Raw genomic sequence first — 24,871 nt, 5'->3', positions numbered from 1 at the left:
GTCATCGAAAAGGAAGTGAGGCGGTCCTGACGGGACCGCCTGGGTATCAACGTGGGCTCAACGGTGAGCGTTGAGCGAAATCACGTTGTGCATCGTCTCGTCGGCCGTCGACAGGAACTTCTTGATGTTGCGGGCGGCCTGACGGATGCGGTGCTCGTTCTCGACGAGAGCGAGGCGGACATATTCGTCGCCCATTTCACCGAAGCCGATACCAGGTGCCACGGCCACATCGGCCTTTTCGACGAGCAGCTTGGAGAATTCGAGGCTGCCGAGGTGGCGGAATTTTTCCGGGATCTTGGCCCAGGCGAACATGGTGGCTGCCGGCGGCGGCACTTCGAAGCCGGCCTTGCCGAAGCTCTCGACCATCACGTCACGGCGGCGCTTGTAGACACTGCGAACTTCCGCAATGTCGGAGCCGTCACCGTTCAGCGCGTGGGTCGCTGCCACCTGGATCGGCGTAAACGCGCCGTAGTCGAGATAGGACTTCACGCGGGTCAGCGCCGAGATCAGGCGTTCGTTGCCGACGGCAAAGCCCATGCGCCAGCCAGGCATGGAGAAGGTCTTGGACATCGAGGTGAACTCGACCGTGCAATCCATCGCGCCCGGCACTTCAAGCACTGATGGAGGCGGATTGCCGTCGAAATAAATTTCCGAATAGGCAAGGTCGGACAGCACGATGATATCGTGCTTCTTCGCGAATGCGATGACGTCCTTGTAGAAGTCGAGGCTCGCCACGCGTGCCGTCGGGTTGGATGGATAGTTGATGATCAGCGCCAGCGGCTTCGGGATCGAGTGCTTCACGGCGCGCTCGAGCGGCGGGAAGAAGGTCTCGTCGGGCTCGATCGAGATCGAACGGATCACGCCGCCGGTCATCAGGAAGCCGAAGGCGTGGATCGGATAGGTCGGGTTCGGGCAAAGGATGACGTCGCCAGGCGCGGTGATCGCCTGCGCCATATTGGCGAAGCCTTCTTTCGAGCCGAGCGTCGCCACGACCTGCGTATCGGGATTGAGCTTCACATTGAAGCGACGGGCGTAATAGGCCGCCTGGGCGCGGCGCAGGCCCGGAATGCCCTTGGAGGAGGAGTAACGATGGGTGCGCGGGTCCTGGACGACTTCGCACAGCTTGTCGACAATCGCCTGCGGGGTCGGAAGATCGGGATTGCCCATGCCGAGGTCGATGATGTCGGCCCCACCGGCTCGCGCGCTCGCCTTCAAACGGTTGACCTGTTCGAAAACGTAGGGCGGCAGGCGCCGGACTTTGTGAAACTCTTCCATCTTCAACCCCTGAAACCGCGCGGATCAGAAACCGCGGCAGGCGCGCTCGTTGTCCCAGTGACCACACGCTCCGCAACGAACCGCAAAACCGGATGCGCGTGATGATATCCCAATCAAAGCGCTCGCAGGAAATTTTGTCGCAAATCCGACGCAGGGCCTGAATCGCCGACGAAATTTTATGTCAAAAACGCCTCGGTTGCTTTGCGAAAAAAACGCCGCCAGCGCAAGCCTTAATTGGCGATCAGAGCCTGCGTTTCGGGGCCGTGCTGTGCTGCGAGCTTGCGCAGTTCTGCCAGTCTCGCCTGGTAGGCCGCTTCACTGATGCTGCCGGATTGGCGGGCCGCACCGAGCGAGGTCAACTGTGCCTGCAGCGCGGTCGCCTCGTCATTGCTCAACTGGACATTCGCAGCGTTCAGCGAGCCGGCAAAATTCGGGTAGCCGTCTGGATAGGTCGCCCGGGCCTGGGGCGCTTCCGGATTGTCCGGATCCTCGACGGTAACTTCAAGTGCCGTTGGTGCGGCTGCGACTTGCGTCGTGGCCGGTGCAGAAGACTGGCACGCGGTGCCTGCCATCAGTGCGACCAAGGCGACCACGAGCGCCTGCAGAGAATGACCCGAGAGATTGAACTTCTTGTGCACCATGGCCCCGACCGCCCGCATCTGCGCGGAAAACTAACATTCCTCAAGGGCGCAACCGTCGATCCTCATCGAAAGACTATGCGCCAATCGCTGGAACTTGTAGTCGTTTTCATGCAGGATAGGCAAACACAAAAGACGCCAGAACAATCCTGGGGAGGACGGCATGGACAGGACGCGCGAAGAGGCCGAAGCGAACGCCGCGTTCGATCCGAAGCTGATCGAACCCTATATCATCAAGGATCCGCAGGCTTTGACCGTCAACGCGGCCAAGGCGCTGGAAAATCTCGGCAAGGCCGCATCCGTCTGGCTCAAGCCCCGGGAAACCGGGGAGATCGCCGATCCCATGGCCGAGCCGGTTGCCGAAATGGTCAAGACCATGGGCAAGGTGGCGGAATACTGGATGTCCGACCCGAAGCGGACGCTCGAAGCGCAGACCCATCTGCTCAATGCCGTCTTCGGCGTCTGGAGCCGGTCGCTGGCGCGATTCGCGACACCGGACCAGGCGTTCGCCGATCCCCTGCCCAAGGACAAGCGTTTCTCCGACGAAGACTGGGAGCGCAATCCATTCTTCGATTTCCTCCGCCAGACCTATGTCGTCTTGACCCAGTGGGCCGAAAAGATGGTCAATGACGCCGGCGGGCTCGACGAGCATACGCGGCACAAGGCCAATTTCTACATGCGGCAGATCACAGCCGCACTCTCGCCCGCCAATTTCGTGGCGACCAATCCGCAACTCTACAAGGAGACGGTGCAGAGCAGTGGCGCAAACCTGGTGAAGGGCATGCAGATGCTCGCCGAGGACATCGCGGCCGGGGGCGGAGATCTCAGGATCCGGCAGACGGACACCAGCAAGTTTGCCGTCGGCGAGAACATGGCGATCACGCCGGGCAAGGTGATCGCCCAGAGCGACATATGCGAGATCATCCAGTATGACGCGGCCACCGAGACGGTGCTGAAGCGCCCTCTCCTCATCTGCCCACCGTGGATCAACAAGTTCTACATTCTCGATCTCAATCCGCAGAAAAGCTTCATCAAGTGGTGCGTCGACCAAGGCCATACGGTCTTCGTGATCTCCTGGGTCAATCCGGACGAGCGGCACGCGGCTAAGGACTGGGAAGCCTATATCCGCGAGGGCGTCGATTTTGCGCTGGACACGGTGGAGAAGGCGACAGGAGAAAAGGAAGTCAACGCCATCGGCTACTGCGTCGGTGGCACGCTGCTTGCGGCGGCTCTGGCTCTTCACGCCCAGGAGAAGAACAAGCGGATCGCCAGTGCCACGCTGTTCACCACCCAGGTCGACTTCACCTATGCCGGTGACCTCAAGGTCTTCGTCGACGAGGAGCAACTGTCGGGCCTCGAACAGAAAATGAAGTCCACGGGCTATCTCGACGGTTCGAAAATGGCAGCGGCCTTCAACATGCTGCGCTCCTCCGAGCTGATCTGGCCCTATTTCGTCAACAACTACCTGAAGGGCCAGGATCCAATGCCCTTCGATCTCCTCTACTGGAACTCCGATTCGACCCGGATGGCGGCGGCGAACCACTCCTTCTATCTGCGCAACTGCTACCTCAACAACACGCTGAGCCAGGGCAAGATGCAGCTCGCCGGCAAGACGCTGTCGCTGAAGGACGTGAAAATCCCGATCTACAATCTGGCAACCAAGGAAGACCATATCGCGCCTGCGAAATCCGTCTTCGTGGGAAGCAGCCTCTTTGGTGGTCCGGTCGATTTCGTCGTCTCAGGCTCGGGCCATATCGCCGGCGTCGTCAATCCGCCGGACAAGCAGAAGTACCAGTACTGGACCAATGGCAAGGTTGCGGCAACCTACGAAGACTGGATGGCGAACGCCAAGGAGACATCCGGTTCCTGGTGGCCTCACTGGCAGATCTGGATCGAGAACCTTGCCGACGAACGCGTCCCGGCGCGTAAGCCGGGTGGCGATGCGCTGAATGCGATCGGCGATGCGCCCGGACGTTACGTTTTGGCGAGGGTCTAGCGCCGCTGAGGGACAATGAGCCCCTCTCGGCTCGATTATCTCACAATGTCGTCACCTTGCCGGCGAATTCCGTCGAGTAGGTCCTGAACTGCACGGTCATGGCGCGATCTCCAGGCTGGAGATCAGGCCGCGCTCGGTCGCGAAGCGGTAGCGCAGCGTGATCGGGCCGCCCGGAAAGTTCCCCGAGACCCTTGCCGTGGCAATGAAGGTGTCACCATCGGCCTCAACGTCGAGAAGTTCGGAACGGTCATCGTAGGCCGCGATGGTCTCCGTCATCCAGGCGCGGATTTCCTGCGGGCCGCGATGTATGCGGCTTTCGTCGTGGACCACGGCAGTCTCGGAAAATCCAGAAAGTGCTCGTGCGAGGTCGCGCGCATTTCGGCCTTCAAAATAGGCCTCGAGAGGCCCGGTCATGGTGTTCGACATGGGATCAGATCTTTCGTTCTCAGTTGCGAAAGAGCGGCGCGCTTGCTCGAAAACGAAGATGGCGATACGCTTCAAAAATGACAAGAACCGACAAAAAAGTAAGGTACCCACTAAAAAGTAAGGATGCCTTCCTGACGCCCGCCGACGGGGCTCAAGGCGTGGAAAACGTGCTGCGAATCCTCGAAGGTCGCTGGAAGCTGGTGATCCTATTTCATCTGTTCGGGGGTGCCGTTCTGCGCTTTTCTGAGCTCGAACGCGCCATCCCGGGGATCTCGCAGAAAATGTTGATCCAGCAGTTGCGCCAGATGGAAAGCGACGGGATAGTCCGGCGCATCGTTCATCATCAGGTGCCGCCCAAGGTCGAGTATTGCCTGACGGAGTGGGGACAGGCGCTCTGCCCCGCCCTGGATGCGCTGCTGACATGGGCCATCAACAAGCCCGACGCCGATCAGGCTCCCTGAGCCTCTGCGAAAACAGTCATGATCTTCTCCCCGCCCCTCATCCCTGCCCGGCTCGTGCGCCGCTACAAGCGCTTCCTGTTCGATGCGCTTCTGGAAGATGGCACTGAAATCACAGGGTTCTGCCCGAACACGGGCTCGATGCGTGGGCTCACCGAACCCGGATCACGGATCTGGCTTTCGCAGCACGAAGCCGCGACGCGCAAATATGCTCACGCCCTCGAACTTGTCGAGGCAGACGGGATTGTGGTCGGGGTCAACACCGCCATGCCGAACCGCATCGCGGAGGAAGCGATCCTGGCCGGACTTGTACCGGAACTTTCAGGCTTTTCCTCCCTGAAGCGCGAGCAGCGTTACGGCCGCAACTCGCGCATCGACATCCTGCTCGAAGATGAGACGAAGGGCAGCGTGCATGTCGAGGTGAAGAACGTGCATTTCATCCGAGAGGCGGGTCTCGCGGAGTTTCCCGACAGTGTCACGACACGCGGTGCCAAGCATCTCGACGAAATGGGCGACCTGGTCGAGACCGGCCGGCGAGCGGCGATGCTTTTCGTCATCCAGCGCGCGGATTGCGACCGCCTGAGGATCTGCGCCGATCTCGACCCCGGTTATGGCCGCGCCTTTACCCGCGCCATCTCCTGCGGTGTCGAAGCCTATGCGGTACGCTGCCGCCTCGATCCCTTCAAAATCGTGCCCGAAAGCCTCATCCCGATAGACGAAGACGGTCTGCGTGCTTTATGAACGGGCAAAGCTCCTAGATTAGAATTTCCTAGAGGTACCCCATGGTCACCTATATCGACGCGGCGACGGCGCCGCTCAAGAATACCGGCGCGATCCGTCTTTACGGCGCCGAGGACTTTGAAGGCATGCGCCGCGCCTGCCAGTTGACCGCACGCTGCCTCGACGCGCTCGTGCCGATGGTGAAGCCCGGCGTGACGACGGCTGCCATCGACAAGTTTGTCTTCGAGTTCGGCGCTGATCACGGCGCCCTGCCCGCAACACTCAACTATCGTGGCTACAAGTATTCGGTTTGCACCTCGATCAACCATGTCGTTTGTCACGGCATGCCGGACGACAAGCCGCTGCGCGACGGCGATATCGTCAATATCGACGTGACCTACCTGCTCGACGGCTGGCACGGCGATTCGAGCCGAATGTATCCAGTCGGCCAGATCAAACGGGCCGCCGAGCGGCTGATGGAAGTCACCTATGAGTGCCTGATGCGCGGCATCGCCGCCGTGCGCCCCGGCGCTCGCACGGGTGCCATCGGCGAAGCGATCCAGACCTATGCCGAGGCTGAACGCTGTTCGGTGGTACGCGACTTCTGCGGTCACGGCGTCGGACGCCTCTTCCACGACAGCCCGAACATCTTGCATTACGGCAAGGCGAACGAGGGTCCGGAACTGCGCGAAGGCATGATCTTCACCATCGAGCCGATGATCAATCTCGGCAAGCCGCATGTGAAGGTGCTCTCCGATGGCTGGACCGCCGTCACCCGAGACCGGTCGCTGACGGCGCAATACGAGCATACGGTCGGCGTGACCGCCAATGGCTGCGAGATCTTCACCCTCTCGCCTGCCGGCCTCGACCGTCCAGGCCTCGGCTGACGGACGCCCGTCAACACGACCTGCCGCAACTTGAACTTGCGCACGGCGGCAGTCGTGTCACTATATCCTTGCGGCGGATCGGCCGCTCGACCATGAGGGTCAGGATTGGGTGGCATGACGAGCAAGCTTCCGTTCTCAGGTGAATCCCTGCGCCCTGAAGGCGCAGCCGCGCAACAGGTCAACGACCTCTTCGGCTCCGGTCGACAGCTGCCGCATGATGCAGTCGACGAGCGCAGCTTCTTCGCAGAGCAGCCAGCAAGAGAAAACACGCTTGCAAAGGCCGCGTCGACGCGCGCCGCACTGCAGCCGGAGGCCCATTATCTGGGGCACAGGGAGCGACTACGCAGTCGCTTTCGCGAGGGAGGCGAGACGGCACTTGCAGATTACGAGATCCTTGAACTGCTGCTCTTCCGGCTGATTCCGCGCAGGGACACCAAGCCAATCGCGAAAGCACTGCTTGCCCGTTTCCAGACGCTTGCCGGCGTGCTCGGTGCGCCGCCCGCGCTGTTGCAGGAAGTGAAGGGCGTCGGCGAGACAGTGGCGCTCGATCTGAAGCTGATCGCCAATGTCGCCCAGCGCATGCTGAAGAGCGAGCTTCGCGAAAAGCAGGTCCTGTCTTCCTGGTCGTCCGTGATCGATTACTGTCACGCCGCCATGGCCTATGAGACCACAGAGCAGTTCCGCATTCTCTTTCTCGACAAGCGCAACGTGCTGATTGCCGACGAGATTCAGGGGCGCGGCACCGTCGATCACACGCCGGTCTATCCGCGCGAGGTGGTCAAACGGGCGCTCGAACTGTCAGCGACTGCCATTATCCTGGTTCATAACCATCCCAGTGGCGACCCGACACCGTCGCGAGCGGACATCGACATGACCCGCACCATCGTCGAGACCGCCAAGCCACTGGGTATCACCGTGCATGACCACATCATCATCGGCAAGGATGGCCATGCGAGCCTCAAGGGCCTGCGGCTGATCTGACGGCCAGGTCCTGAAGGCTCCCCCAGATCGTGGGTGCCTCAACTCTCTCGCCGCTCCGGCATGATAACGAAACGGTGACGTTGCCCTGTCATACTGCTTCTTGATAATGTGCACTGCAGCATTGCGGCAGGCGAATCAGAGGCATCTCATGAACCAGTATGACTTCGTCGTGATAGGTAGCGGACCGGCCGGACGCCGTGCGGCGATCCAGGCTGCCAAGCTGGAAAAGAAGGTTCTCGTCATCGAAAAGGGCACGCGCGTCGGCGGCGTCTCGGTGCATACCGGCACCATTCCGTCGAAGACCCTGCGCGAGACGGCCCTGAACCTCACCGGCTGGCGCGAGCGCGGCTTTTATGGCCGCAGCTACCGTGTGAAGCAGGAAATCAACGCGGACGACCTGCGTCGCCGTCTGCTCATCACGCTCGACCACGAGGTCGAGGTGCTCGAGCATCAGTTCTCCCGCAACCGCGTGCAGCAGATGCGCGGCACGGCGCGATTCATCGACGCGCATACGATCGAGGTGACGAAGGAAGATGGCGAAGTGCTGCAGGTGCAGGCCGCCTCGGTCCTGCTCGCCGTCGGCACGCGCCCCTTCAAGCCGTCACACATTCCATTTGATGGCGTAAGCATTATCGACAGCGACGAGATTCTCGAGATCAAGGAACTGCCACGCTCGATGATCGTCATCGGTGCAGGTGTCATCGGCATCGAATATGCGACGATCTTCTCGGCGCTCGATACGGTCGTGACCGTGGTCGAGCCACGCGACACAATGCTCGACTTCATCGACAAGGAAATTGTCGAGGACTTCACCTACCAACTGCGCGACCGGAACATGAAGCTGATCTTCGGTCAGACGGTAGAGGGCGTGGAAAAAGTCGACGGCAAGTGCCGCGTCACTCTCAAGAACAGTCGTGTTCTGACCGCCGAAATGGTCCTCTTCGCTGCCGGTCGCGTCGGAGCGGTCGATTCGCTGAACCTGGAAGCCGCAGGGCTCGAAGCCGACAATCGTGGTCGGTTGAAGGTCAACCCCGAGACATTCCAGACCACCGTCCCCACGATCTATGCGGCTGGTGACGTGGTTGGCTTCCCGTCGCTCGCCTCGACTTCGATGGAGCAGGGCCGGATTGCTGCTCGCCATGCCGTCGGCGCCCCGTCTCATGATCCGCCACAATTCTTTCCCTATGGCATTTACGCGGTGCCGGAAATCTCGACCTGCGGGCTCACCGAAGAAGAGGTCATTCAGCGCGGCATTCCCTATGAAACCGGGATTGCGCATTTCCGCGAGACGTCACGCGGCCATATCATGGGCCTCGACAGCGGCATGCTGAAGATGATCTTCTCGCTGAAGACCCGCCGTCTTCTCGGCGTGCATATCGTCGGCGAAGGTGCGACCGAGCTCGTGCACATCGGCCAGGCGGTGCTGAACCTCAAAGGCACGGTCGAATATTTCGTCGAGAACACCTTCAACTATCCGACGCTCGCCGAAGCCTACAAGATCGCCGGGCTCGACGCTTGGAACCGGATGGGCGAGCTGAAAATCGAGAAGATCGAGCGGCGGGCGGCGGAATAGAACCTAGCCAGCGATAAGCAGCCAATAACGGACAGCAGGCTGCTCGCTTGCGTGAGACCGGCTGACGTCGGGGCGCGACTCATGTCAGGATGGTTCTCTTTAAACCTTCCGGCGCCTCGCCGATTTTTCGCTGCGGCTGCAGCAGAGATTTTCTGATGTTTTCATCCTTCGGCCAGATTGCCGGCCGTCCGCAATTGCTTGTCTTGTCCTTGATGATCTTCGCCCAGGGCTCGGCCTTCGGGGCAACGATCCCGTATCTTTCCGTGACCGCGATCGGCACGCTGGGAATGAGCGATCAGGCCTTCTCGCTGCTTGTGCTGGTCTCCTCGGTGTCGGCCGTCGTCATCAGCGTTTCGCTCGGCATACTCTCGGACCTGTTGGGTGACAGGCGCCATATGCTGATGGCGATGTCGGCGTTGGGGGTCATCGGCTACGGCGCCATCTACCTGTTTCCCTCGGTCCCGGTCTTCCTTGGCGCGACCTCGCTGGTCGTCCCCTTCTTCTACGCCACCAGTTCCCTGCTCTTTGCCAGCGCGCGGCTGGAAACCGGCGATATCGAACCGTCGGATGCAGCCTCGATCAACGGCACCTTGCGCGCCATCGTCTCTGCGGCCTGGGTGGTGACGCCAGCGGGCCTCGGGCTGGCACTTGGGGCGTCCGGCAACATGCTCGGCGCCTGGGGGCTCGCCGCGCTGTTTTGCCTGTTCATCCTCATCTGTGCGACCTTTGTGCTCAAGGCCCCGCCCAGCCGACCGGTCCGGGACACCTCGGCGCCCGGCTTTCTCGCGGCACTCAAGGAACTCGCCGCTCGCGACGTGCTGATCCGCATGGTTTCGATCGCGGCGATTACCTCGACCTTGCGGCTTAGCGGCACAGTCTGGCCTCTGATCCTCACGCTGCAGCTTGGCGGCAAGACTGCCGATGTCGGACTGATCGCCGGCATGACGGCACTAGTCGAAATCCCTTTCATGCTGATCTGGGCGCATCTGCTCAAGCGCCACGGCATCGTCGGCATGATCGTGACGGCGGCGCTTGGCTACGGCGGCTATATGGCAGCCCTCAGCTTCGCTTCGGCACCGTGGCACATATATGCGCTGGCGCTGCCTGGTGCAGCCTTTGCTGCAGCACTTCTGGCGCTGCCGCTCAGCTATTTCCAGGATCTTTTCCCCGGACGCCCAGGCCTCGGTACGGCTTTCCTGCCGATCAATTCCTTCCTCGGCAATGGAATCAATGCGGCAGCCTTCGCGGTCGGCTCGCATTACCTTGGCTATTCCGGATCGGCTTGGCTCGGGCTGGTGCTGGCCGTGCTCGGCGTGATCGGTCTCTTGTCGGTGGAACGACGCGTGGCGCGTGCCAGTTCTGAAAGCTGATCCGCCTAGAAGCTCAAAATTTCGCCGTCTTCGGGCACCAGCAATCGGCTCTGATCTATTGAGGCGGTAGCAGCCATTTGCCTTAAATCGGCGCGCGAGACCGTCGCATGATCAACCGCATCGAGATGGGTGACAACAACCTTTGCATGACCTGACAGGCTGACCGTCTCGAGGACCATTGGACCATCCATGACCAATGGCCCCTTGCCCTTCCAGAGCGCGCTACAGCCGTGGACCACGACGACATCGGGTCGTTCATCCGCCAGGATGGCCTTCACCTCCGGGCACAGGATCGTGTCGCCCGCCCAATAGAGCCTCGGCTCGCCTGGCGCCTCGATCAGGAAGCCCGAGACCTCACCCATGTCGTCCAGCACCTCCGGCGGGCCATGTTTGCCATCCGTTGCCCGGATCCGAACCGAACCAAGCGTCAGCCCCTGCCCGATCGCCCGGACGTCTTCGAAGCCCATCTGTGAAATCGCCACCTTGTCGCGACCATGGCAGAGGATCGGCATGGATTTCGGCAGGGCCCGCTGAGCCGCATCGTCAAAATGGTCGGAATGCAGATGCGAAACCAGGACCGCATCGATGCCATGCAGCAGTTCGTCGACCGACAGAGGCAAATCGACGAGCGGCGAGGTAGCGCGGCCGGAATAGCTTTTTCCCTCCCCCTTCTTCGCCAGCCAGGGATCGATGAGCAGCCGGACATCGGCCATTTCGACGACGAGCGTCGCACTCCTGATAAGCCTGATCTGCATGCTCTTTATCCATCCCTCAAACACGAAAAAGCCGCCCCGAAGGACGGCTTTCTCTCAATTCATGATGCCACGAAGATTACTCGGCGTCGCCTTCGGCGGCCTTCTTCTTCGGAGCAGCCTTCTTCTTCGGTGCGGCTTCTTCGCCTTCTGCAGCGTCTTCAGCCTTGGCGGCAGCCTTCTTCTTCGGAGCGGCCTTCTTTGCCGGCTTGTCGCCTTCTTCGGCGTCGTCAGCGAGCAGTTCGTCCTTGCTCACGGTCTTGTCGGTGACGGAGACTTCGGCGAGCAGCTTGTCGATGACCTTCTCTTCGAAGATCGGCGCGCGCAGCGAAGCGGAAGCACCCGGCGTGTTGCGGAAGAAGTCGAGGATCTGCTTTTCCTGGCCCGGGAACTGCTGCAGCTGTGCGAAGAGCGAACGCTGCATTTCTTCTTCGGTCACTTCGATGCCGGCCTTTTCGCCGATTTCGGAGAGAACGAGGCCGAGACGAACGCGACGCTCGGCAAGCGCGCGGTATTCTTCGCGGGCTGCTTCTTCCGTCGTGTCTTCGTCAGCGAAAGTCTTGCCGGACTGGGCGAGATCGGTGTTGATCTGGCGCCAGATGTTTTCGAACTCGGCATCAACGAGCTTCGAGGGCGACTCGAACTTGTAGAGAGCGTCGAGCTGGTCGAGGATCTGACGCTTGACCTTCTGGCGGGTGACGTTGCCGTACTGGCTTTCGATCTGGCCGCGAACGATTTCCTTCAGCTTCTCAACCGATTCGACGCCAAGCTTGGTGGCCAGTTCGTCATTGATTTCGGTCTTGGCCGGGCTTGCGACTTCCTTGACGGTGATGTCGAAGGTGGCTTCCTTGCCGGCGAGGTTGGCTGCCGGGTATTCAGCCGGGAAGGTCACGGTGATGACCTTTTCGTCGCCAGCCTTCAGGCCGACCAGCTGCTCTTCGAAGCCGGGGATGAAGCGGTTCGAACCGATGACCAGTTCTGCGTCTTCGTCCTTGCCACCGTCGAAGGGAACGCCGTCGACCTTGCCGAGGTAATCCATGGTGACGCGGTCGCCATCAGCAGCCTTGCCCTTCTTGGCTTCGAAGGTGCGGGCGCTCTCGGCGATCTTTTCGATCTGCTCGTTGATCTCGTCTTCGGAGACTTCCACGACTTCGCGGGTCACCTTGATGCCGTCGACCGACTTCAGTTCGATCGCCGGGATGATTTCGTAGGAGAGCGTGAACTCGAGGTCAGCCTGAGCGGATAGGATCTTTTCCGCTTCCTTCTCGTCCTCGGTCATGACGATTTCCGGCTGGGTCGCCGACTTTTCGCCGCGCTCCGAGAGGATCGCCGACGGCTTGTCGCGGATGATCTCGTTGACGAGTTCAGCCATGATCGACTTGCCGTACATCTTCTTGACATGGGAGGTCGGCACCTTGCCCGGGCGGAAGCCGTTGATGCGGACCTTGTCCTTCACCTCGGCCAGACGCTCGTTCATGCGCTGTTCCATGTCCTTGGCCGGGATGACGACCTTGATTTCGCGCTTCAGCCCTTCAGCGAGCGTTTCGATAACCTGCATGTTCTTACCTTCATGTCGTGGCGGCCGTGCTCGGACAGCCGGTGTTTTCCCTGAGCACGACGCCGGAATTGATTTTCCCGGACGTGGCTGCGTCGCAATTCGTCAACAATCTGCCAAGCAAAACGGCGCCGGACTGACAGGAGCCACACCTCGGTGTTCTCTCGTCGATCCCGCGCGGCTTAGCTGGTGCGGGTAGAGAGACTTGAACTCCCACGCCTTGCGGCACCAGAACCTAAATCTGGCGTGTCTACCAATTTCACCATACCCGCGTCCAAAAGCGCATGTCGCATTCGCGCATGGCCCCTCCGGAGCGCGCGTCTCTATAACACCCGTTTTCCCCCACGCAAAGGAAAAATGACAGTGTCGCAGGGCGCTCGCGGCATGCTTCACAGGCATTTCAGCAGGCGAATGGCCCCGTTCAGTAGAGCGGCTCTTCGTAGAGGGGTTCGCCATCGAGCATCAGCGCACGAATCTGTGCCTGGCCCTCGTCTGAAACACGAACCGCGACAGAAACACGTCCCTGGTTCCGGCCGTCCTCGATCGGCTTGCCTTCGCCTTCAGGCACGTAATAGCGCTCTATGCCATAAGAGACCGTGAGGTTTCCGGTGTTCTGCCAGAGCCAATCATAGATCGTGACGGGCTGGGAGCGCAGCACCACACTGCCATCCTCCGGAGAAAGCGGATCAAAGGAGGCTTCAGCAACACTCCAGAAGCCGTCCGTTCCGGGCTTCAAGCGGACATGGAGTCGGGCCACCTCCCCGGTTTCAGGCCTCGGACCATTGATCAAGTCGATGGACACCAACGAAATGTCATAGGTCAGCACCACGTAGTAACCACGCAGCAGGTCACGCGGATCGACAGGCGCCGTTTTCAAGAGAACTTCCGTTCCCGACCTCAAGATGCCGGCCCGCCCCTCAATCATGTAGCCGAGGATCGCCGTCTGGAGGAGAGCGATGAAGAGCGCAACAGCGGCAAAGGGTTTGGCAGCGATCATGACTTCACCTCTGCGGCAGGACGAGAAAAGCGCTTCTCGAGGCGAACGACCACGAAGGCGAGCACAGCCACCACGAGACCAGAGAGCAGGAAGAAGGCGGAAGTGCCAAGGATGCTATCGATCGTCTCATAGGACAGGTAGAGAATTTCCGCCGCGAATGCCCCATAGGCAAGCAAACGCACCGCTCCATTGTCACGACCATCCAGGGCGATGGCGGCGATCGAGAGCCCCAAAATGATGATGCCGAGCACGGCGATCGACACCGCATCCATGGCACTTCCCTGCACATAGGCGAAGCCGCTCATCGCTATGATCAGGGTGTAGAAGCTGGCAGACGCGCCGAGCCTGCGATGCAGGTCCGCCAGAGGCGAACGCGGCAGCGTCAGGACCAGGAAGAGAAGCGTCGCGACGACGGCCACGACAAGGGCGTAGAGCTCGCCCCGCTCCAGTATGACCATCCACCAGATCCATGCGAGGAGAAGCACGTAGCCGAAGTGTTTGGCCCGGTCCGCGGCCGTCCAGCGCGACAGGCCAAAGACCAAGGCCGCCCCGAATGGCGGCCACCAGGCCCAGAGGCCATGGCTACCGACATCCCAACCGAAACTGTCGAACCCGCCGCCGAAAGTGACGAGCGCGAGTGCACCAGTCACCACGGCCAGCGCGCCCGACCGGAAGAGGGCTGCCGAAACGGCGGCCACCGAAAACCACAGGAACATGGCCGAGAAGGTATCGCCCGAGAGGTGATACAACTGGCCGATCAGCGCAATCGCCCCACCGAAAGCCGCAGAGCCCAGAACGAGGGAGGCGGCCGCAATGCGGTCGGCGCCGCGGCTTCTTGCAAGCAGCGCCGCCAGATGAAAGATCCAGATCAGACCGATGATGCCGGCGACCTTGGTCAGCCGGGGAATCAGTTCCCAGTTGGCGGCGATCAGCATCAACAGAGAGGCCGCGATCAGGACGGCTGCGAACATCGACAGGATCGACCCGATGCTGAAGCCCGAGCCGCGGCGATCCACGTCATCGAGCAGCCTTGTGGCCGTGGCGGTGTCGATCAGCCCCCGCTTGACCCAGTCGTCGAGGTCGCGCTTCAACCTGCCTCTGTACATCTGCCTGCCCCCTTGAATTCGAAGGCAATCTGAAACGACACAGGCAGAAAAACAAGCAGCAAGGCACAGAGAGCATTAAAGCCAGCCGCCCATGCAAGAACCGCATGCCTTCCATGCTCTTTTTGCACTGCACAAAGTCGTACGTGTCGCCTATATTCATTCTCAACAGAGCGACGGAACTTCTGGCGCTTCTTCTTCGACCCGCTCACTCCTCCTCCCAGAGCGGGATCGATTGGCCAACGACACTCCTCCTCCCAGTCGTTGGTCTGCAAAAATGACGCTCACCGGACCTCCTCCCCCGGTGAGCGTTATTTTTTTGTCTTCTCCCCACTTCTGACTGCCTTGTACTGCGGCCTGCCGTATGACCTGCCCAAATACAATGCACGATGGGATCTGAGGCAAACGCACAAAAAATCATCGGTTAACAATGGGTTAAATCGTTTGATATGCGTAAGACGCATGGGTGCTCTGCCGCATTATGTCTTCAATGATTTCGCATCGCAGCATATATTCACATCAACAAATTCGAAGGGGCCCACAGACGGGTCCAAACCACCAAAGAGGTAGACCCCATGAACATCGCTCGCTCGCTCAACAATTGGCGCAAGTATCGTCAGACCATCACCGAACTCGGCCGCATGTCGGACCGCGAACTGCGTGACCTCGGCATTGGCCGCGAAGACATCCGTCGCGTTGCCCGTCACGCCGTCAACGGCTGATTGGTCCCGACCTCGGTCGGATACAGAATAGAAAAACCCCGGATCTCCTCCCAGATCCGGGGTTTTTCTTTGTCTGGATATCGGTCAGTCCTCGCGGACAGACACGATAACATCGTGAATGAGCTTCAGAACCGCCGGTGCGTCGATCTCGGTGCAGATCTTCTGGCTCGGCAGGTCGCCATCCCAGTCGGAGGGACCGAATCCACGGCCATCCGGCTTCTGAATTGTCTGGCCGTCGGCAATGCCGCCGCAGACGACGCGGATGACGCCGCTGCGGGTCTTGAAGAGTTCCGGTGCCACGACATAGACGCAAGCGCAGCTGTCATGAACGACCATGCCGTCGTCGACCAGGCCCTCGTAGAAGTCGATGTAGAACTGCGACAGGTCGAAGAGCAGACGTGCGCGGCTGGTGCCGGCGGCGTCTCGGATGTCGGCGAGCTGCGAACGCGTCATCACCGTCTGCATTGTGACGTCGAGGCCAACAACGACGACGGGCCATTTTGCTGTCATCACCACGTCTGCCGCTTCCGGGTCACCGTGGATATTAGCTTCGGCGGCCGGCGTCACGTTGCCGTTGACGTCGAAGGCGCCGCCCATGATGACGATCTCCTTCACCAGATTGACGATCTCGGGGTCTTCCTTCAGCGCATTGGCAAGGTTCGTCATGCGGCCGACGGCAACGATGGTCACCTCGCCCGGATTGGCGCGGACCGTTTCAACGATGAAGCGATGGGCGGGGCGCGGATCGGGATGGACATCCGTCACCTCAGGCACGCCGATATTGCCGAGGCCATCATCGCCATGGATGAATTTTGGCGGCGCATGGCTCACGCGATGCGGGATGAAGGTCTCGCCAGCACCGCGCGACACGGGTGAATCGATCTTCCATTCACGCTTCAGATAAAGCGCGTTGCGCGTGGTCACATCGATCTCGGCATTGCCGAAGACCGTGGTGATGCCAAGGAGGTCGATGTCGGGGTGATGGTGCAGGAAGAGGAGCGCCATGGCGTCGTCGACGCCAGGATCCGTATCGAAGATGACTTTATGCATGAATGTGACGTCCTGTATCAGGGAAACGCGTTACATATCCCAATCCCCGTGAACGGGAAAGCGATCAAGGCGGCTCTTCAGCGAATTCGCCGATCAGACTTGCGGCCCTAGAATCCGGGCGTCACGGCCTGACCATCCAACGGCAGGTGAACCAATAGCCAGCTGTCAGGATGACAATCAAACCGGTTACGCGCAGCAGGACGCGATCGATGTTGGTGGCATAGGCAAGCTGGCCGAAACCGTAAATGACAAGCCCGAGGGCCATGTAGCCGACACCCATCCGCCACCATGCCGGTCGCACGCCACTCATTGCTCCCAGAATCAGGCGGCAGAGCGGAATCGCCGGTAGCGCCCACAACATGATGTTGAAGGTCCATTGCCAGGCGGTGCCGCTGTCGATCACGTTGTAGCCGAGATAGCTCCTGAACTCCCTGAGCGGCCCTTGCGACATGTAGACCAAGAGATAGACGAATGCCGTGGCCACTGTGACAATACAGCCGGCGAGGAATGCGGCGAGAAAGACGGCATATCGGCCGATGAGCGAACTTACGTGACGCCGACGCACTGCTTCAGCCACGAGCCTTCTTCTTCCCGACATTGCGCAGCACATGGCTGAAGTCGGAATTATAGAGATCGCTGTCGCGGAACTCGACATGGCCGAAGACCTTGCCGACCATGATCAAGGCGGTCCGCGTGATCTTCGCCTTGCGCACTTCCTCGGCCATGTCCTTGAGCGTCGTGCGGATGAAGAGTTCATCCGGCCAGGTCGAGCGATAGGCGATCACCACGGGGCAATCCTCGCCATAATAGGGCGTCAGCGTATCGCGGATATGGGTGAGATTGCGGATCGACAGATGGATCGCGAGCGTCGCCCTGGATTTGCCCAAAATCTCCAGGGTCTCAAATTCCGGCATCGAGGATGCCTTCATCTCGGTGCGGGTGACGATGACCGTCTGGGCGATCTCCGGCAGCGTCAGCTCGGTCTTGAGCCGTGCTGCGGTCGCGGCAAAGGCCGGCACACCCGGCACGACGTCATAGGGAATGCCTGCCGCATCGAGCCGGCGCATCTGTTCCGCAATCGCGCCGTAGATCGAGGGATCACCGGAATGCACGCGCGCGACGTCCTCGCCGCGTTCATGGGCTGCCTCGATCTCGGCGATGATCTCGTCGAGATGCATGGGAGCTGTGTCCTTGACGAGGGCATCCTCTGGTGCTGCCTCGACGATCTCCTCCGGCACCAGCGAGCCGGCATAAAGGCAGACCGGGCAGCGCTCGATGAGGCGCAGGCCACGCACGGTGATTAGATCGGGGGCTCCGGGCCCGGCGCCGATGAAATAGACGGTCATGCTTCACTTCCCTTCATGCCAGTGTCTGCCTTCCCGGAATATCCGCGTGGCGTGTAGACCCAGGTCTTGCCGTCGCCCGTCGTCACCGTCCGGCTTTCCGAGGAGCCGACCACCACGACGGTCAGCATGTCGACGTCGTCGACGTTCAATTCTCCAAGCGGCACAGTGCGGACGTTCTCGCCCTCGCGGCCGAGATTGGTGGCGAGGATGACGGGGGTCGTGGCCGGGCGATACTTCAACAATTCATCGCGGGCATAGGCGAGCTGCGTGCGGCGCTTCATCGAGACGGGATTGTAGAAGGCGATGACAAAATCGCCCTCGCCTGCCGCCTTTACCCGGCGCTGGATATGCTCCCAGGGGGTCAGAAGGTCCGAGAGCGAGATGGTGCAGAAGTCATGGCCGAGCGGCGCGCCGATGCGGGCAGCGGCGGCCTGGAGTGCGGAAATGCCGGGCGAAACCTGCACTTCGATCCGGCTTGCGGCATCGGTGATTCCCCCCTTGTCGAAGAGCTCGAACACCAGCGTTGCCATGGCATAGATGCCGGCGTCACCCGAGCAGACCAGCGCCACGGTCTTACCCTGCCCGGCCAGTTCCATGGCATGCACGACGCGCGCCTCTTCCTTGCCGAGATCGAAATCGTGGCGGGTCTTGCCGTCCGCCAGAGGCCCGAGCAGGTCGAGATAGAGCGAGTAACCGACGAGATCGGTTGAGGCCGCAACCATGCGCGAGACCTCGGGCGAGCGCCAGCCCTCCGAACCCGGACCGATGCCGACGACGAAAAGCGTGCCGCGGGCACGGCCTACCGTCTTCGGGTCGATGATATCAGCGGCCCTCGCAATCGCGGCTGTGGCGCCCTTGGACTTGATCTTCTCGACAACGAGGTTGCCGGACGCGCCGACAGCCGCAAGCGCTGCCCCTTCCGCTACGCCATGGCAGCCGACTTCGGCAAAGACGACCTCGGACGGGTTCTTCAGGCGAGGCGCCTCGGCTTCGAGCGTGGCTGCGCTGAAGAACCGGGCCGGCACTCCGAAATGGGCGGCCACGGTGTGGATTGCCGTTTCGTCGGCCTTCAGGTCGATCGAGCAGACGGCAGCGATGCTTGCAGGGGCGAAACCACCGTTGGCGAGCGCTTCCTCGGCGAGTGCGATCGCTTCTTCCGGCTTTGCATGCCGCTCACAGCCCATACCGAGCACCAGCGTCTTCGGGTGATAGACGAGTTCCAGCTCGCCTGCGGTCTTATGTTGGTCGGTCACGGAGAGCGTCACGCGGGCCTCTTGTTCAAATGGAAGTCTTGATTGGGTGAGCCAGGCGGCGGATGCTCCCCCGAGCCGCACGCCCGCACCCGCCACAAGCTCCGCCATGACGGCCTTGGCATTCTGCTGATTGGCAAGCACATAGCTTTGAGGAGGCTGATCGAGCGCTAACCCGAACCTGAGATCGCCAGCCGTGGTGATGGCGGCGTGAGCGCCGAGGGGGTCGGCAGTTTTCCGCGCGAGATCGTTGGCGCCGTGGTGACCACCGAGCAAAGGCACGACGGAGGAGCCATCTTCCGCCACCGCGAGCACCGGCGGTTCCGAGTTTTTGTCTGACAGCACAGGGGCGAGCAGCCGGATCAAAGCGCCAGAGGCCATGACGGCAACGATCGGCCGGCCGGCGGCAAACAGCGCCTGGATATGATTCTTCGCAGAGGTAAACCGCACATCCGCCTCCGCGACGCGGGCGGCGGCGGCATGCAATTCCCCCCCGATCTGCTCCGCGATGCGGCGGCCAAGGGACGCGGCTGATGCACTCAGGATGACGACGGCGGGTGTGGCGGGTGATGCGGAGATGTCAGTCATCAGATCCCGCTTCCCAGCGTCTTGGCGAGTGCCGGATGCCAGCGCTCCTCACCCTTGTAGATGAGGATCATCGAGAAATAGGGCGCGGTGTCCTCTGCCACGTCGGCAAGCGGCGTCAGCTTCTGTTCGGCAAGGCTGACGCGTTCCGCATATCCCGCCTGGGCGGTCAGCCCGAGGCTTTCGATCAGCGTGCGGATACGCGCGAAATGCCGGCCGAGCTTGATGATGGCGACAGCACCCGACGCCTCGATACGGGCGGCGAGCTCTTGATCCGAGAGCGGTCCCGGCAGGACGGTCAGCACATCGTTGCGGGCAGCGAGCGGTCGGCCCAGGCCGGCGGCCGCTGCCGTCATCGAGGAGACACCGGGCACGACCTCGGTCGGGTAACGATCCGCGAGCCGCTCGAACAGATACATGAAGGAGCCGTAGAAGAAGGGATCGCCCTCGCAAAGGACAGCGACATCCGATCCGGCGTCCAGATGATGCGACAGCGTCTCGGCAGCCTTGGTGTAGATGTCCTGAGCTGGGAAGCGCTCGACCCGCATCGGCACGATGATCGGCACTTCCAGCTGGGCAGCCGTCAGGTAGGGAGCCGCGATCTGGCGGGCAAAGCTTGGGCCGGTATCGGGCGCGGGATAGGCGACGACCGGGCACTGCGTCAGGATGCGATGCGCCTTCAAGGTCAGCAGTTCCGGATCGCCGGGCCCGAGCCCGAGGCCATAGAGTTTCCCGGTCATTCAGCCTCTCCCTTTACAACCGTCCACATCGTCACCGGCATCAGCGACTTCCAGCCGCAGTAGCGGCCAACCGGGGCAGCGCGTGCCACCTGGATGCGGGCGAGTTCGCCACCATGGCGGCTGCGGAGATCGACGAGACGCGCCTCGCCTTCTATCGTCACGGCATTTGCGACCAGCCGTCCGCCGGGGGCAAGCGCTTCCCAGCAGGCCTCGAACAGCCCCTCGCCGCTGATGCCGCCGCCGATGAAGATCACGTCCGGGGTCTTCAAGCCCGACAGCACCGCTGGCGCCTCGCCTTCGACCACATCGAGGTCAGGCACGCCGAGGATTTCGGCATTCTCGCGGATCATCGCCAGTCTCTCGGGTTTCGCCTCGATCGCGATTGCCCTGGTGCCCATGCCAGAGCGCATCCATTCAATCGCAATCGAACCGCAGCCGGCGCCGACATCCCAGAGACGAGCATTCGGAAAAGGCGCGAGTTGGGCCAGCGTCGCCGCGCGGATCTCGCGTTTGGTCAGCTGTCCATCATGACGGAAGGCGTCATCGGGCAGGCCCGGCACAGGAGCCAGAAGCGGCCCATCCCAGGCACAATCGATAGCTAGCGTGTTGAAATCCGAAATGACCGGGCATGTCTCGGCCATTTCCAGCGCCGTCATCCGCAAGATACGCTCTTTCGTCCCGCCCATATGTTCGAGCACCTGCAGCACGGAAGCGCCGAAGCCGCGCTCCGCCAGAAGCACGGCAGCGGCCTGCGCGGTGGAAGCATCGGAGGTCAGCGCCAGGATGCGTGCGCGCGGCATGACGTGGCGATTGAGGAAGGCGAGCGGGCGGCCATGCAGCGAGATCTGCGTCACCGATTGCAGCGGCCAGCCGAGCCGGGCAGCGGCGAGCGAAAAGGCGGACGGGCTCGGCAGGACGAACATTTCGTCTGCCGCCACATATCGCCGGAGTGTGGCACCAATGCCGAAATGCATGGGGTCGCCGGTGGCCAGTATCGTTACGGGCGTGCCACGCAGTTTAAGGATTTCCGTAAGCGTCTCGCGGAAGCCCGCACCCCAGGTCAGGATTCGCTTCAGATCCGGCAGGTTCGATCCATCGATGACGGCATCGAGCCGTTCGCCAATAACAAGCGTTTCCGCCTGCCAGACGACCGCCTGCGCCTCGGGGGTGAGGCTTTCAAGCCCGTTGTCTCCGATGCCGATGATGGTGAGCCAAGGGGTGTGCTGCGCGTCAGACATTGGTGCCGAGCCCTCCCGCCAAGGCGTTGACTGCTGCCGAGGCCATGGCCGAACCGCCACGGCGACCACGCACGGCAATGTAAGGGATGCCTCTGGAATCGGCGATCAGTTCGTCCTTGCTTTCAGCGGCACCAACGAAGCCGACGGGCAAACCGAGGATGATTGCCGGCTTGGGCGCGCCCGCATCGATGCGCTCCAGAAGACGGAAGAGCGCCGTCGGCGCGTTGCCGATCGCGACCACTGCCCCTCCGAGATGTTCGTCCCAGAGATCAACCTGGGCAGCGGAGCGGGTATTGCCAATCTCCTCGGCCTTGGGCCGCACGCGCTCGTCATTCAACAGGCATAGGATCTCGTTTTCGGCCGGAAGCAGCCGGCGGATCACGCCGTGGCGGACCATCTCGACATCGACAAGAACTGGAGCCCCCTTTTCAAGCGCTGCGGCACCGGCCTCGAAGGCACCGGCCGACCATCTGATATCATCGGCGAGATCGACCATGCCGCAGGCATGGATGAGGCGAATGACCAGTGGCTGGAGGACCGTGGGGAAACGATCGAGTGCGGCTTCCGCGCGGATGGTGGCGAAGGACTGGCGGTAGATTTCGGCGGGGTCGCGGATGTAGTCGAGGGGCGACGTCATCGGGGATACCCCCCTCTGTCGCTGCGCGACATCTCCCCCACAAGGGGGGAGAGTGGGTGGTGCCGTGTGGCGGCCTCGGCCACAGCTACATGGTCGCCCAAGGCAGCCCCGGCGGTTGCGGATAGACTATCGATATCAGCGGCGATATCGGCGGCCACCGCAGTCCGCTCCCCCCCCTTGTGGGAGAGATGGCCGGCAGGCCAGAGGGGGGTATCCCCACCCGCGATCTCCAGCTCCCGATGCCCGATCCCGAGCACCCAGCCCTCCTCGGCAATAGACGTTGACACCTCTTCTTCGGTCAGCATCGGCGGACGATCCAGCAGCCTAGGAAGCCGCCCGTCCGCATCGAAGCGTAGAAAGGCCTCGGCGACGGTGCGGACCTGCGCCTGATCCTTCACCTCGTCCTGAGAGGCCAGCGTGAAGAGCGAGGGGTAGATTTCCGCGAAGACGACGGGCTTTTCGAAAGCCGTGGCAAAGTCGGTTTCGAACGGCCAGACGGCGACGTGTTCAGCGTAGCTGCTTTCGTCGAGGAAGCGCGACAGCCGTGCGATCCCGAGCAGTGTCTGGCTACCGACGGAGCCATTATAGGTCAGTTGCCAGACGGACTTAGCCCCCTTGGCGAACTGCTCAGATCTGCGAAAGGCAAGCGGTGCCTTTGTCGGCGCCGGCGGCTTCTTGTCGGAGAGATCGGCATAGGCATGCTGGTGCGGGCGTCCCCAAAACCGAGGCTCACCGGCAAAATGCGTTGCGTTCCAGCGCGAGGCGAGATCGAAGCGGTTGTTGCGGTTGTCAGGCGCATCCTCGATTTCATCGGCGATCTTGCGCCAGAGGGCACGCCAGTGTGGCACCCCCGTCAGCCGCTCGGCGGTGCCGGCCGGATAGCCGAAGGCGAAGTCGAAGCCGCAGAGCAGGCGTTTGCCTTCGGCAACGGCTGCGCCGACCACCGCATCAAGCCGCTGCATGAAGGCGTGACGGGTCGAAAAATTCTCGTTCCACTCGATCTCACAGCGATCGCCCTCGCGCCGGGCGAGGCAGGCCCAGAGCGAGTTCTTGCCGGTGACCGGTTGTCCGGCACCGGACCAGTCGACGATCAGGATGCGATCGAAGAGCGGCATTACTTTTTCTTCTGCATAGACTTCGGCCCCAGCGGATGGTCGGCATGGGGATAAGCCGCATGGTGGTGATCGTGACCATGCGAATGGCCATGCTCATGTGCGTGCCCATGAGCATGATTGTGATGGCCGTGATCATGGCCATCATGGTGATGGTCGTGCCCATGGTCATGACTGTGGTCGTGCCCATGATCATGGTCGTGGTGGCCACAGCCACAGTTCGGTCCATGCTCGTGATGCGCCGCCTTGCCCGAGGATGGGGTGTCCATCACGGCCTGCAGCTCGGGGTCCGGCGTCTTGTCCTTGAGAGCTGCGTATTTGCCGCCCAGCGTGAAGGACGCTGCATAGTCGAAGGCCTCAGCCACCGGCACGGGTTTCAGCGGTGCCGGCTCGGCGTGGCTGTGCACCGGCGTCCACGGCAGGCCGTGTTCGCGACAGAAATCCGGATCGCGGCAGGAGGCATCACAATCTCCCTTGCAAGGACAGTTTTCCAGCCCGCCGCCGATACCCTCGACATGGTGATGGTGGCTCTCCTGGCGCTGACCGACATCGGCTTCGAAGCCGAGCACCTGTTCGCGGTACTTGCACATCTGGCAATTCATGACAGCCGCGCCTTCGAGGATTTCCCGAACGCGATCCTGGAAGGCATCCAGAACCAGCGGGTGATCATTGAGGTAACTCGCCTTGACGAACTGGATCTCGGGATGTCGCGCTGCCACCTCGTCGGTGTAGCTGTAGATGCGCTTCACCAGCACGCCGGTGAAAAGGAAATACGGGAACACGACGATGCGCTTGTAGCCGAGCTTGGCGGCATGGGTCAGGCCCGGCTCGACCAGTGGGAAGGTGACGCCGGAGTAACAGGTCTCCCCCCAGCCGAAGCCCATGCCTTCCCAGAGCATGCGCATGACCTTGGTGGCATTGGAATTGGCATCAGGATCAGACGAGCCGCGACCGACGACCGTCAACAGCGTCTCGTGCTTGTCGACGAAACCTAATGTCTCGTTCGCCTCGTCGACGGCCGTCTGGATGCGGTCTCCAGCAGCACGGATCATCTTCAAGTCGATGCCGAGTTCGCGGCCGTAATTGACCACCATGCCGGGGTTTTGCGCCTGGTATGTGTTGAGAACCGAGGGAATGTCGTTCTTGGCGTGGCCGGCGGCAAACAGCATGCCGGGAACGGCCAGCACGCGGGTCACACCCTGTTCACGCAGGCTGTCGAGACCGGCCGAAATGACCGGGTTGCAGAACTCAAGATAGCCGTACTCGACCGGCATGTCGGGATTGCGGGCGCGCAGCGCCTCCGCGATCACGGCGAACTCCTTCGCCGCATTCTGGTTACGGCTGCCGTGGCCGCAGACCATGATTCCGAGTTTTTCCGCCATAGACAAAGGCCTCCCTGCTTCGTTTTTTCTGCCTGTACGAAGCGCCGAACCATCCACCTCGCAAGGTGTGGTCCATGG

Annotated in this window: 24 protein-coding genes and 1 tRNA gene; 8 read left to right on the top strand and 17 right to left on the bottom strand. The window is 61.6% G+C overall.

Annotation, left to right across the window (positions count from 1 at the left end; translation table 11 throughout):
- Positions 1-57 precede the first annotated feature (57 nt).
- The gene (locus D4A92_RS16685; protein ID WP_203015839.1) at positions 58-1,275 is read right to left on the bottom strand and encodes an LL-diaminopimelate aminotransferase; all 1,218 of its coding nucleotides are present in this window, start codon (positions 1,273-1,275) and stop codon (positions 58-60) included.
- A 230-nt stretch (positions 1,276-1,505) separates the two neighbouring features.
- Positions 1,506-1,916 carry an SHOCT domain-containing protein gene (locus D4A92_RS16680; protein WP_246753962.1) on the bottom strand — a complete coding sequence of 137 codons (411 nt, stop codon included), beginning with the start codon at positions 1,914-1,916 and terminating at the stop codon, positions 1,506-1,508.
- A 160-nt stretch (positions 1,917-2,076) separates the two neighbouring features.
- Here D4A92_RS16680 and D4A92_RS16675 point away from each other — a divergent pair, with 160 nt between their 5' ends.
- Positions 2,077-3,909, top strand: coding sequence for a PHA/PHB synthase family protein (locus tag D4A92_RS16675; protein ID WP_203015835.1), 1,833 nt, complete (start codon positions 2,077-2,079; stop codon positions 3,907-3,909).
- Between the two features lie 96 nt (positions 3,910-4,005).
- Here the strand turns inward: D4A92_RS16675 and D4A92_RS16670 are convergent, their stop codons facing one another.
- Positions 4,006-4,335: a nuclear transport factor 2 family protein gene (locus D4A92_RS16670; RefSeq protein ID WP_203015827.1), complete on the bottom strand. Its 330-nt coding sequence runs from the start codon at positions 4,333-4,335 to the stop codon at positions 4,006-4,008.
- Positions 4,336-4,412: 77 nt separating this feature from the next.
- On the opposite strand from D4A92_RS16670, the gene D4A92_RS16665 reads away from it, so the two are divergent.
- The 6 genes from D4A92_RS16665 (at position 4,413) to D4A92_RS16640 (ending at position 10,324) form a co-directional block, all read left to right on the top strand.
- A complete protein-coding gene (locus D4A92_RS16665) occupies positions 4,413-4,796 on the top strand; it encodes a winged helix-turn-helix transcriptional regulator (protein ID WP_203015826.1) in 384 nt (127 codons plus the stop codon).
- 18 nt (positions 4,797-4,814) lie between these two features.
- Positions 4,815-5,534, top strand: a complete 720-nt coding sequence (gene sfsA, locus D4A92_RS16660; protein WP_203015825.1) for a DNA/RNA nuclease SfsA — start codon at positions 4,815-4,817, stop codon at positions 5,532-5,534.
- Between the two features lie 41 nt (positions 5,535-5,575).
- Entirely contained in the window at positions 5,576-6,400 is an 825-nt protein-coding gene (gene map, locus D4A92_RS16655; RefSeq protein WP_203015823.1) for a type I methionyl aminopeptidase, read from the top strand.
- A 114-nt stretch (positions 6,401-6,514) separates the two neighbouring features.
- Complete coding sequence (gene radC, locus D4A92_RS16650) at positions 6,515-7,381, top strand: RadC family protein (protein WP_203015818.1); 867 nt, start codon at positions 6,515-6,517, stop codon at positions 7,379-7,381.
- Positions 7,382-7,529: 148 nt separating this feature from the next.
- Positions 7,530-8,954 carry a Si-specific NAD(P)(+) transhydrogenase gene (sthA, locus tag D4A92_RS16645; protein ID WP_203015816.1) on the top strand — a complete coding sequence of 475 codons (1,425 nt, stop codon included), beginning with the start codon at positions 7,530-7,532 and terminating at the stop codon, positions 8,952-8,954.
- A gap of 155 nt (positions 8,955-9,109) precedes the next feature.
- The gene (locus tag D4A92_RS16640; protein ID WP_203015814.1) at positions 9,110-10,324 is read left to right on the top strand and encodes an MFS transporter; all 1,215 of its coding nucleotides are present in this window, start codon (positions 9,110-9,112) and stop codon (positions 10,322-10,324) included.
- Positions 10,325-10,329: 5 nt separating this feature from the next.
- On the opposite strand, the gene D4A92_RS16635 is transcribed toward D4A92_RS16640, so the two are convergent.
- From D4A92_RS16635 to D4A92_RS16615, 5 genes are all read right to left on the bottom strand, one after another.
- On the bottom strand, positions 10,330-11,079 hold the full coding sequence (locus tag D4A92_RS16635) for an MBL fold metallo-hydrolase (protein ID WP_203015812.1): 750 nt from the start codon (positions 11,077-11,079) through the stop codon (positions 10,330-10,332).
- A gap of 76 nt (positions 11,080-11,155) precedes the next feature.
- Positions 11,156-12,634, bottom strand: coding sequence for a trigger factor (gene tig, locus D4A92_RS16630; protein WP_203015810.1), 1,479 nt, complete (start codon positions 12,632-12,634; stop codon positions 11,156-11,158).
- Positions 12,635-12,818: 184 nt separating this feature from the next.
- Positions 12,819-12,903, bottom strand: a tRNA-Leu gene (locus tag D4A92_RS16625).
- A gap of 149 nt (positions 12,904-13,052) precedes the next feature.
- Complete coding sequence (locus D4A92_RS16620) at positions 13,053-13,628, bottom strand: GDYXXLXY domain-containing protein (RefSeq protein ID WP_203015808.1); 576 nt, start codon at positions 13,626-13,628, stop codon at positions 13,053-13,055.
- Complete coding sequence (locus tag D4A92_RS16615; protein ID WP_203015806.1) at positions 13,625-14,734, bottom strand: DUF2157 domain-containing protein; 1,110 nt, start codon at positions 14,732-14,734, stop codon at positions 13,625-13,627. Before D4A92_RS16615 ends, D4A92_RS16620 begins: the two co-directional genes overlap by 4 nt.
- Before the next feature lie 572 nt (positions 14,735-15,306).
- Here D4A92_RS16615 and D4A92_RS16610 point away from each other — a divergent pair.
- Positions 15,307-15,453 carry a DUF1127 domain-containing protein gene (locus tag D4A92_RS16610; RefSeq protein WP_006728511.1) on the top strand — a complete coding sequence of 49 codons (147 nt, stop codon included), beginning with the start codon at positions 15,307-15,309 and terminating at the stop codon, positions 15,451-15,453.
- An 84-nt stretch (positions 15,454-15,537) separates the two neighbouring features.
- Here D4A92_RS16610 and D4A92_RS16605 read toward each other — a convergent pair whose 3' ends face one another.
- The 9 genes from D4A92_RS16605 to D4A92_RS16565 form a co-directional block, all read right to left on the bottom strand.
- A complete protein-coding gene (locus D4A92_RS16605) occupies positions 15,538-16,503 on the bottom strand; it encodes a nucleoside hydrolase (RefSeq protein ID WP_203015804.1) in 966 nt (321 codons plus the stop codon).
- Positions 16,504-16,624: 121 nt separating this feature from the next.
- A complete protein-coding gene (locus tag D4A92_RS16600) occupies positions 16,625-17,080 on the bottom strand; it encodes a hypothetical protein (RefSeq protein ID WP_203015801.1) in 456 nt (151 codons plus the stop codon).
- Positions 17,073-17,849, bottom strand: coding sequence for a precorrin-4 C(11)-methyltransferase (gene cobM / locus D4A92_RS16595; RefSeq protein ID WP_203015799.1), 777 nt, complete (start codon positions 17,847-17,849; stop codon positions 17,073-17,075). The genes D4A92_RS16600 and cobM overlap by 8 nt, the downstream gene beginning before the upstream one ends.
- Entirely contained in the window at positions 17,846-19,687 is a 1,842-nt protein-coding gene (cobJ, locus tag D4A92_RS16590; protein ID WP_203015797.1) for a precorrin-3B C(17)-methyltransferase, read from the bottom strand. Before cobJ ends, cobM begins: the two co-directional genes overlap by 4 nt.
- Positions 19,687-20,424 (bottom strand): precorrin-2 C(20)-methyltransferase, encoded by a 738-nt coding sequence (cobI, locus tag D4A92_RS16585; protein ID WP_203015779.1) that lies wholly within the window; start codon positions 20,422-20,424, stop codon positions 19,687-19,689. Before cobI ends, cobJ begins: the two co-directional genes overlap by 1 nt.
- Entirely contained in the window at positions 20,421-21,662 is a 1,242-nt protein-coding gene (gene cbiE, locus D4A92_RS16580; RefSeq protein ID WP_203015777.1) for a precorrin-6y C5,15-methyltransferase (decarboxylating) subunit CbiE, read from the bottom strand. The genes cobI and cbiE overlap by 4 nt, the downstream gene beginning before the upstream one ends.
- A complete protein-coding gene (locus tag D4A92_RS16575; RefSeq protein ID WP_203015775.1) occupies positions 21,655-22,299 on the bottom strand; it encodes a precorrin-8X methylmutase in 645 nt (214 codons plus the stop codon). Before D4A92_RS16575 ends, cbiE begins: the two co-directional genes overlap by 8 nt.
- Entirely contained in the window at positions 22,296-23,414 is a 1,119-nt protein-coding gene (locus D4A92_RS16570) for a hypothetical protein (protein ID WP_203015766.1), read from the bottom strand. Before D4A92_RS16570 ends, D4A92_RS16575 begins: the two co-directional genes overlap by 4 nt.
- Positions 23,414-24,793 carry a sirohydrochlorin chelatase gene (locus D4A92_RS16565; protein WP_203015764.1) on the bottom strand — a complete coding sequence of 460 codons (1,380 nt, stop codon included), beginning with the start codon at positions 24,791-24,793 and terminating at the stop codon, positions 23,414-23,416. Before D4A92_RS16565 ends, D4A92_RS16570 begins: the two co-directional genes overlap by 1 nt.
- Between the last annotated feature and the right edge of the window lie 78 nt (positions 24,794-24,871).

The organism is Rhizobium rosettiformans, from assembly GCF_016806065.1.
Taxonomy (GTDB): Bacteria; Pseudomonadota; Alphaproteobacteria; order Rhizobiales; family Rhizobiaceae; genus Allorhizobium.
The sequence above is the reverse complement of the archived record's forward strand: the minus strand, read 5'-3'. Positions and strand labels throughout refer to the sequence as shown.

Bases quoted from the DNA above. Each gene is read 5' to 3' on its own strand.
- D4A92_RS16575 (WP_203015775.1), bottom strand. From the start codon at position 22,299: ATGACGTCGCCCCTCGACTACATCCGCGACCCCGCCGAAATCTACCGC.
- D4A92_RS16610 (WP_006728511.1), top strand. From the start codon at position 15,307: ATGAACATCGCTCGCTCGCTCAACAATTGGCGCAAGTATCGTCAGACC.
- D4A92_RS16665 (WP_203015826.1), top strand. From the start codon at position 4,413: ATGACAAGAACCGACAAAAAAGTAAGGTACCCACTAAAAAGTAAGGAT.
- D4A92_RS16640 (WP_203015814.1), top strand. From the start codon at position 9,110: ATGTTTTCATCCTTCGGCCAGATTGCCGGCCGTCCGCAATTGCTTGTC.
- D4A92_RS16675 (WP_203015835.1), top strand. From the start codon at position 2,077: ATGGACAGGACGCGCGAAGAGGCCGAAGCGAACGCCGCGTTCGATCCG.
- sthA (WP_203015816.1), top strand. From the start codon at position 7,530: ATGAACCAGTATGACTTCGTCGTGATAGGTAGCGGACCGGCCGGACGC.
- D4A92_RS16615 (WP_203015806.1), bottom strand. From the start codon at position 14,734: ATGTACAGAGGCAGGTTGAAGCGCGACCTCGACGACTGGGTCAAGCGG.
- tig (WP_203015810.1), bottom strand. From the start codon at position 12,634: ATGCAGGTTATCGAAACGCTCGCTGAAGGGCTGAAGCGCGAAATCAAG.
- cobM (WP_203015799.1), bottom strand. From the start codon at position 17,849: ATGACCGTCTATTTCATCGGCGCCGGGCCCGGAGCCCCCGATCTAATC.
- D4A92_RS16670 (WP_203015827.1), bottom strand. From the start codon at position 4,335: ATGTCGAACACCATGACCGGGCCTCTCGAGGCCTATTTTGAAGGCCGA.
- sfsA (WP_203015825.1), top strand. From the start codon at position 4,815: ATGATCTTCTCCCCGCCCCTCATCCCTGCCCGGCTCGTGCGCCGCTAC.
- D4A92_RS16565 (WP_203015764.1), bottom strand. From the start codon at position 24,793: ATGGCGGAAAAACTCGGAATCATGGTCTGCGGCCACGGCAGCCGTAAC.
- D4A92_RS16620 (WP_203015808.1), bottom strand. From the start codon at position 13,628: ATGATCGCTGCCAAACCCTTTGCCGCTGTTGCGCTCTTCATCGCTCTC.
- cbiE (WP_203015777.1), bottom strand. From the start codon at position 21,662: ATGTCTGACGCGCAGCACACCCCTTGGCTCACCATCATCGGCATCGGA.
- cobI (WP_203015779.1), bottom strand. From the start codon at position 20,424: ATGACCGGGAAACTCTATGGCCTCGGGCTCGGGCCCGGCGATCCGGAA.
- D4A92_RS16685 (WP_203015839.1), bottom strand. From the start codon at position 1,275: ATGGAAGAGTTTCACAAAGTCCGGCGCCTGCCGCCCTACGTTTTCGAA.
- map (WP_203015823.1), top strand. From the start codon at position 5,576: ATGGTCACCTATATCGACGCGGCGACGGCGCCGCTCAAGAATACCGGC.
- cobJ (WP_203015797.1), bottom strand. From the start codon at position 19,687: ATGACTGACATCTCCGCATCACCCGCCACACCCGCCGTCGTCATCCTG.
- radC (WP_203015818.1), top strand. From the start codon at position 6,515: ATGACGAGCAAGCTTCCGTTCTCAGGTGAATCCCTGCGCCCTGAAGGC.
- D4A92_RS16680 (WP_246753962.1), bottom strand. From the start codon at position 1,916: ATGGTGCACAAGAAGTTCAATCTCTCGGGTCATTCTCTGCAGGCGCTC.
- D4A92_RS16635 (WP_203015812.1), bottom strand. From the start codon at position 11,079: ATGCAGATCAGGCTTATCAGGAGTGCGACGCTCGTCGTCGAAATGGCC.
- D4A92_RS16605 (WP_203015804.1), bottom strand. From the start codon at position 16,503: ATGCATAAAGTCATCTTCGATACGGATCCTGGCGTCGACGACGCCATG.
- D4A92_RS16570 (WP_203015766.1), bottom strand. From the start codon at position 23,414: ATGCCGCTCTTCGATCGCATCCTGATCGTCGACTGGTCCGGTGCCGGA.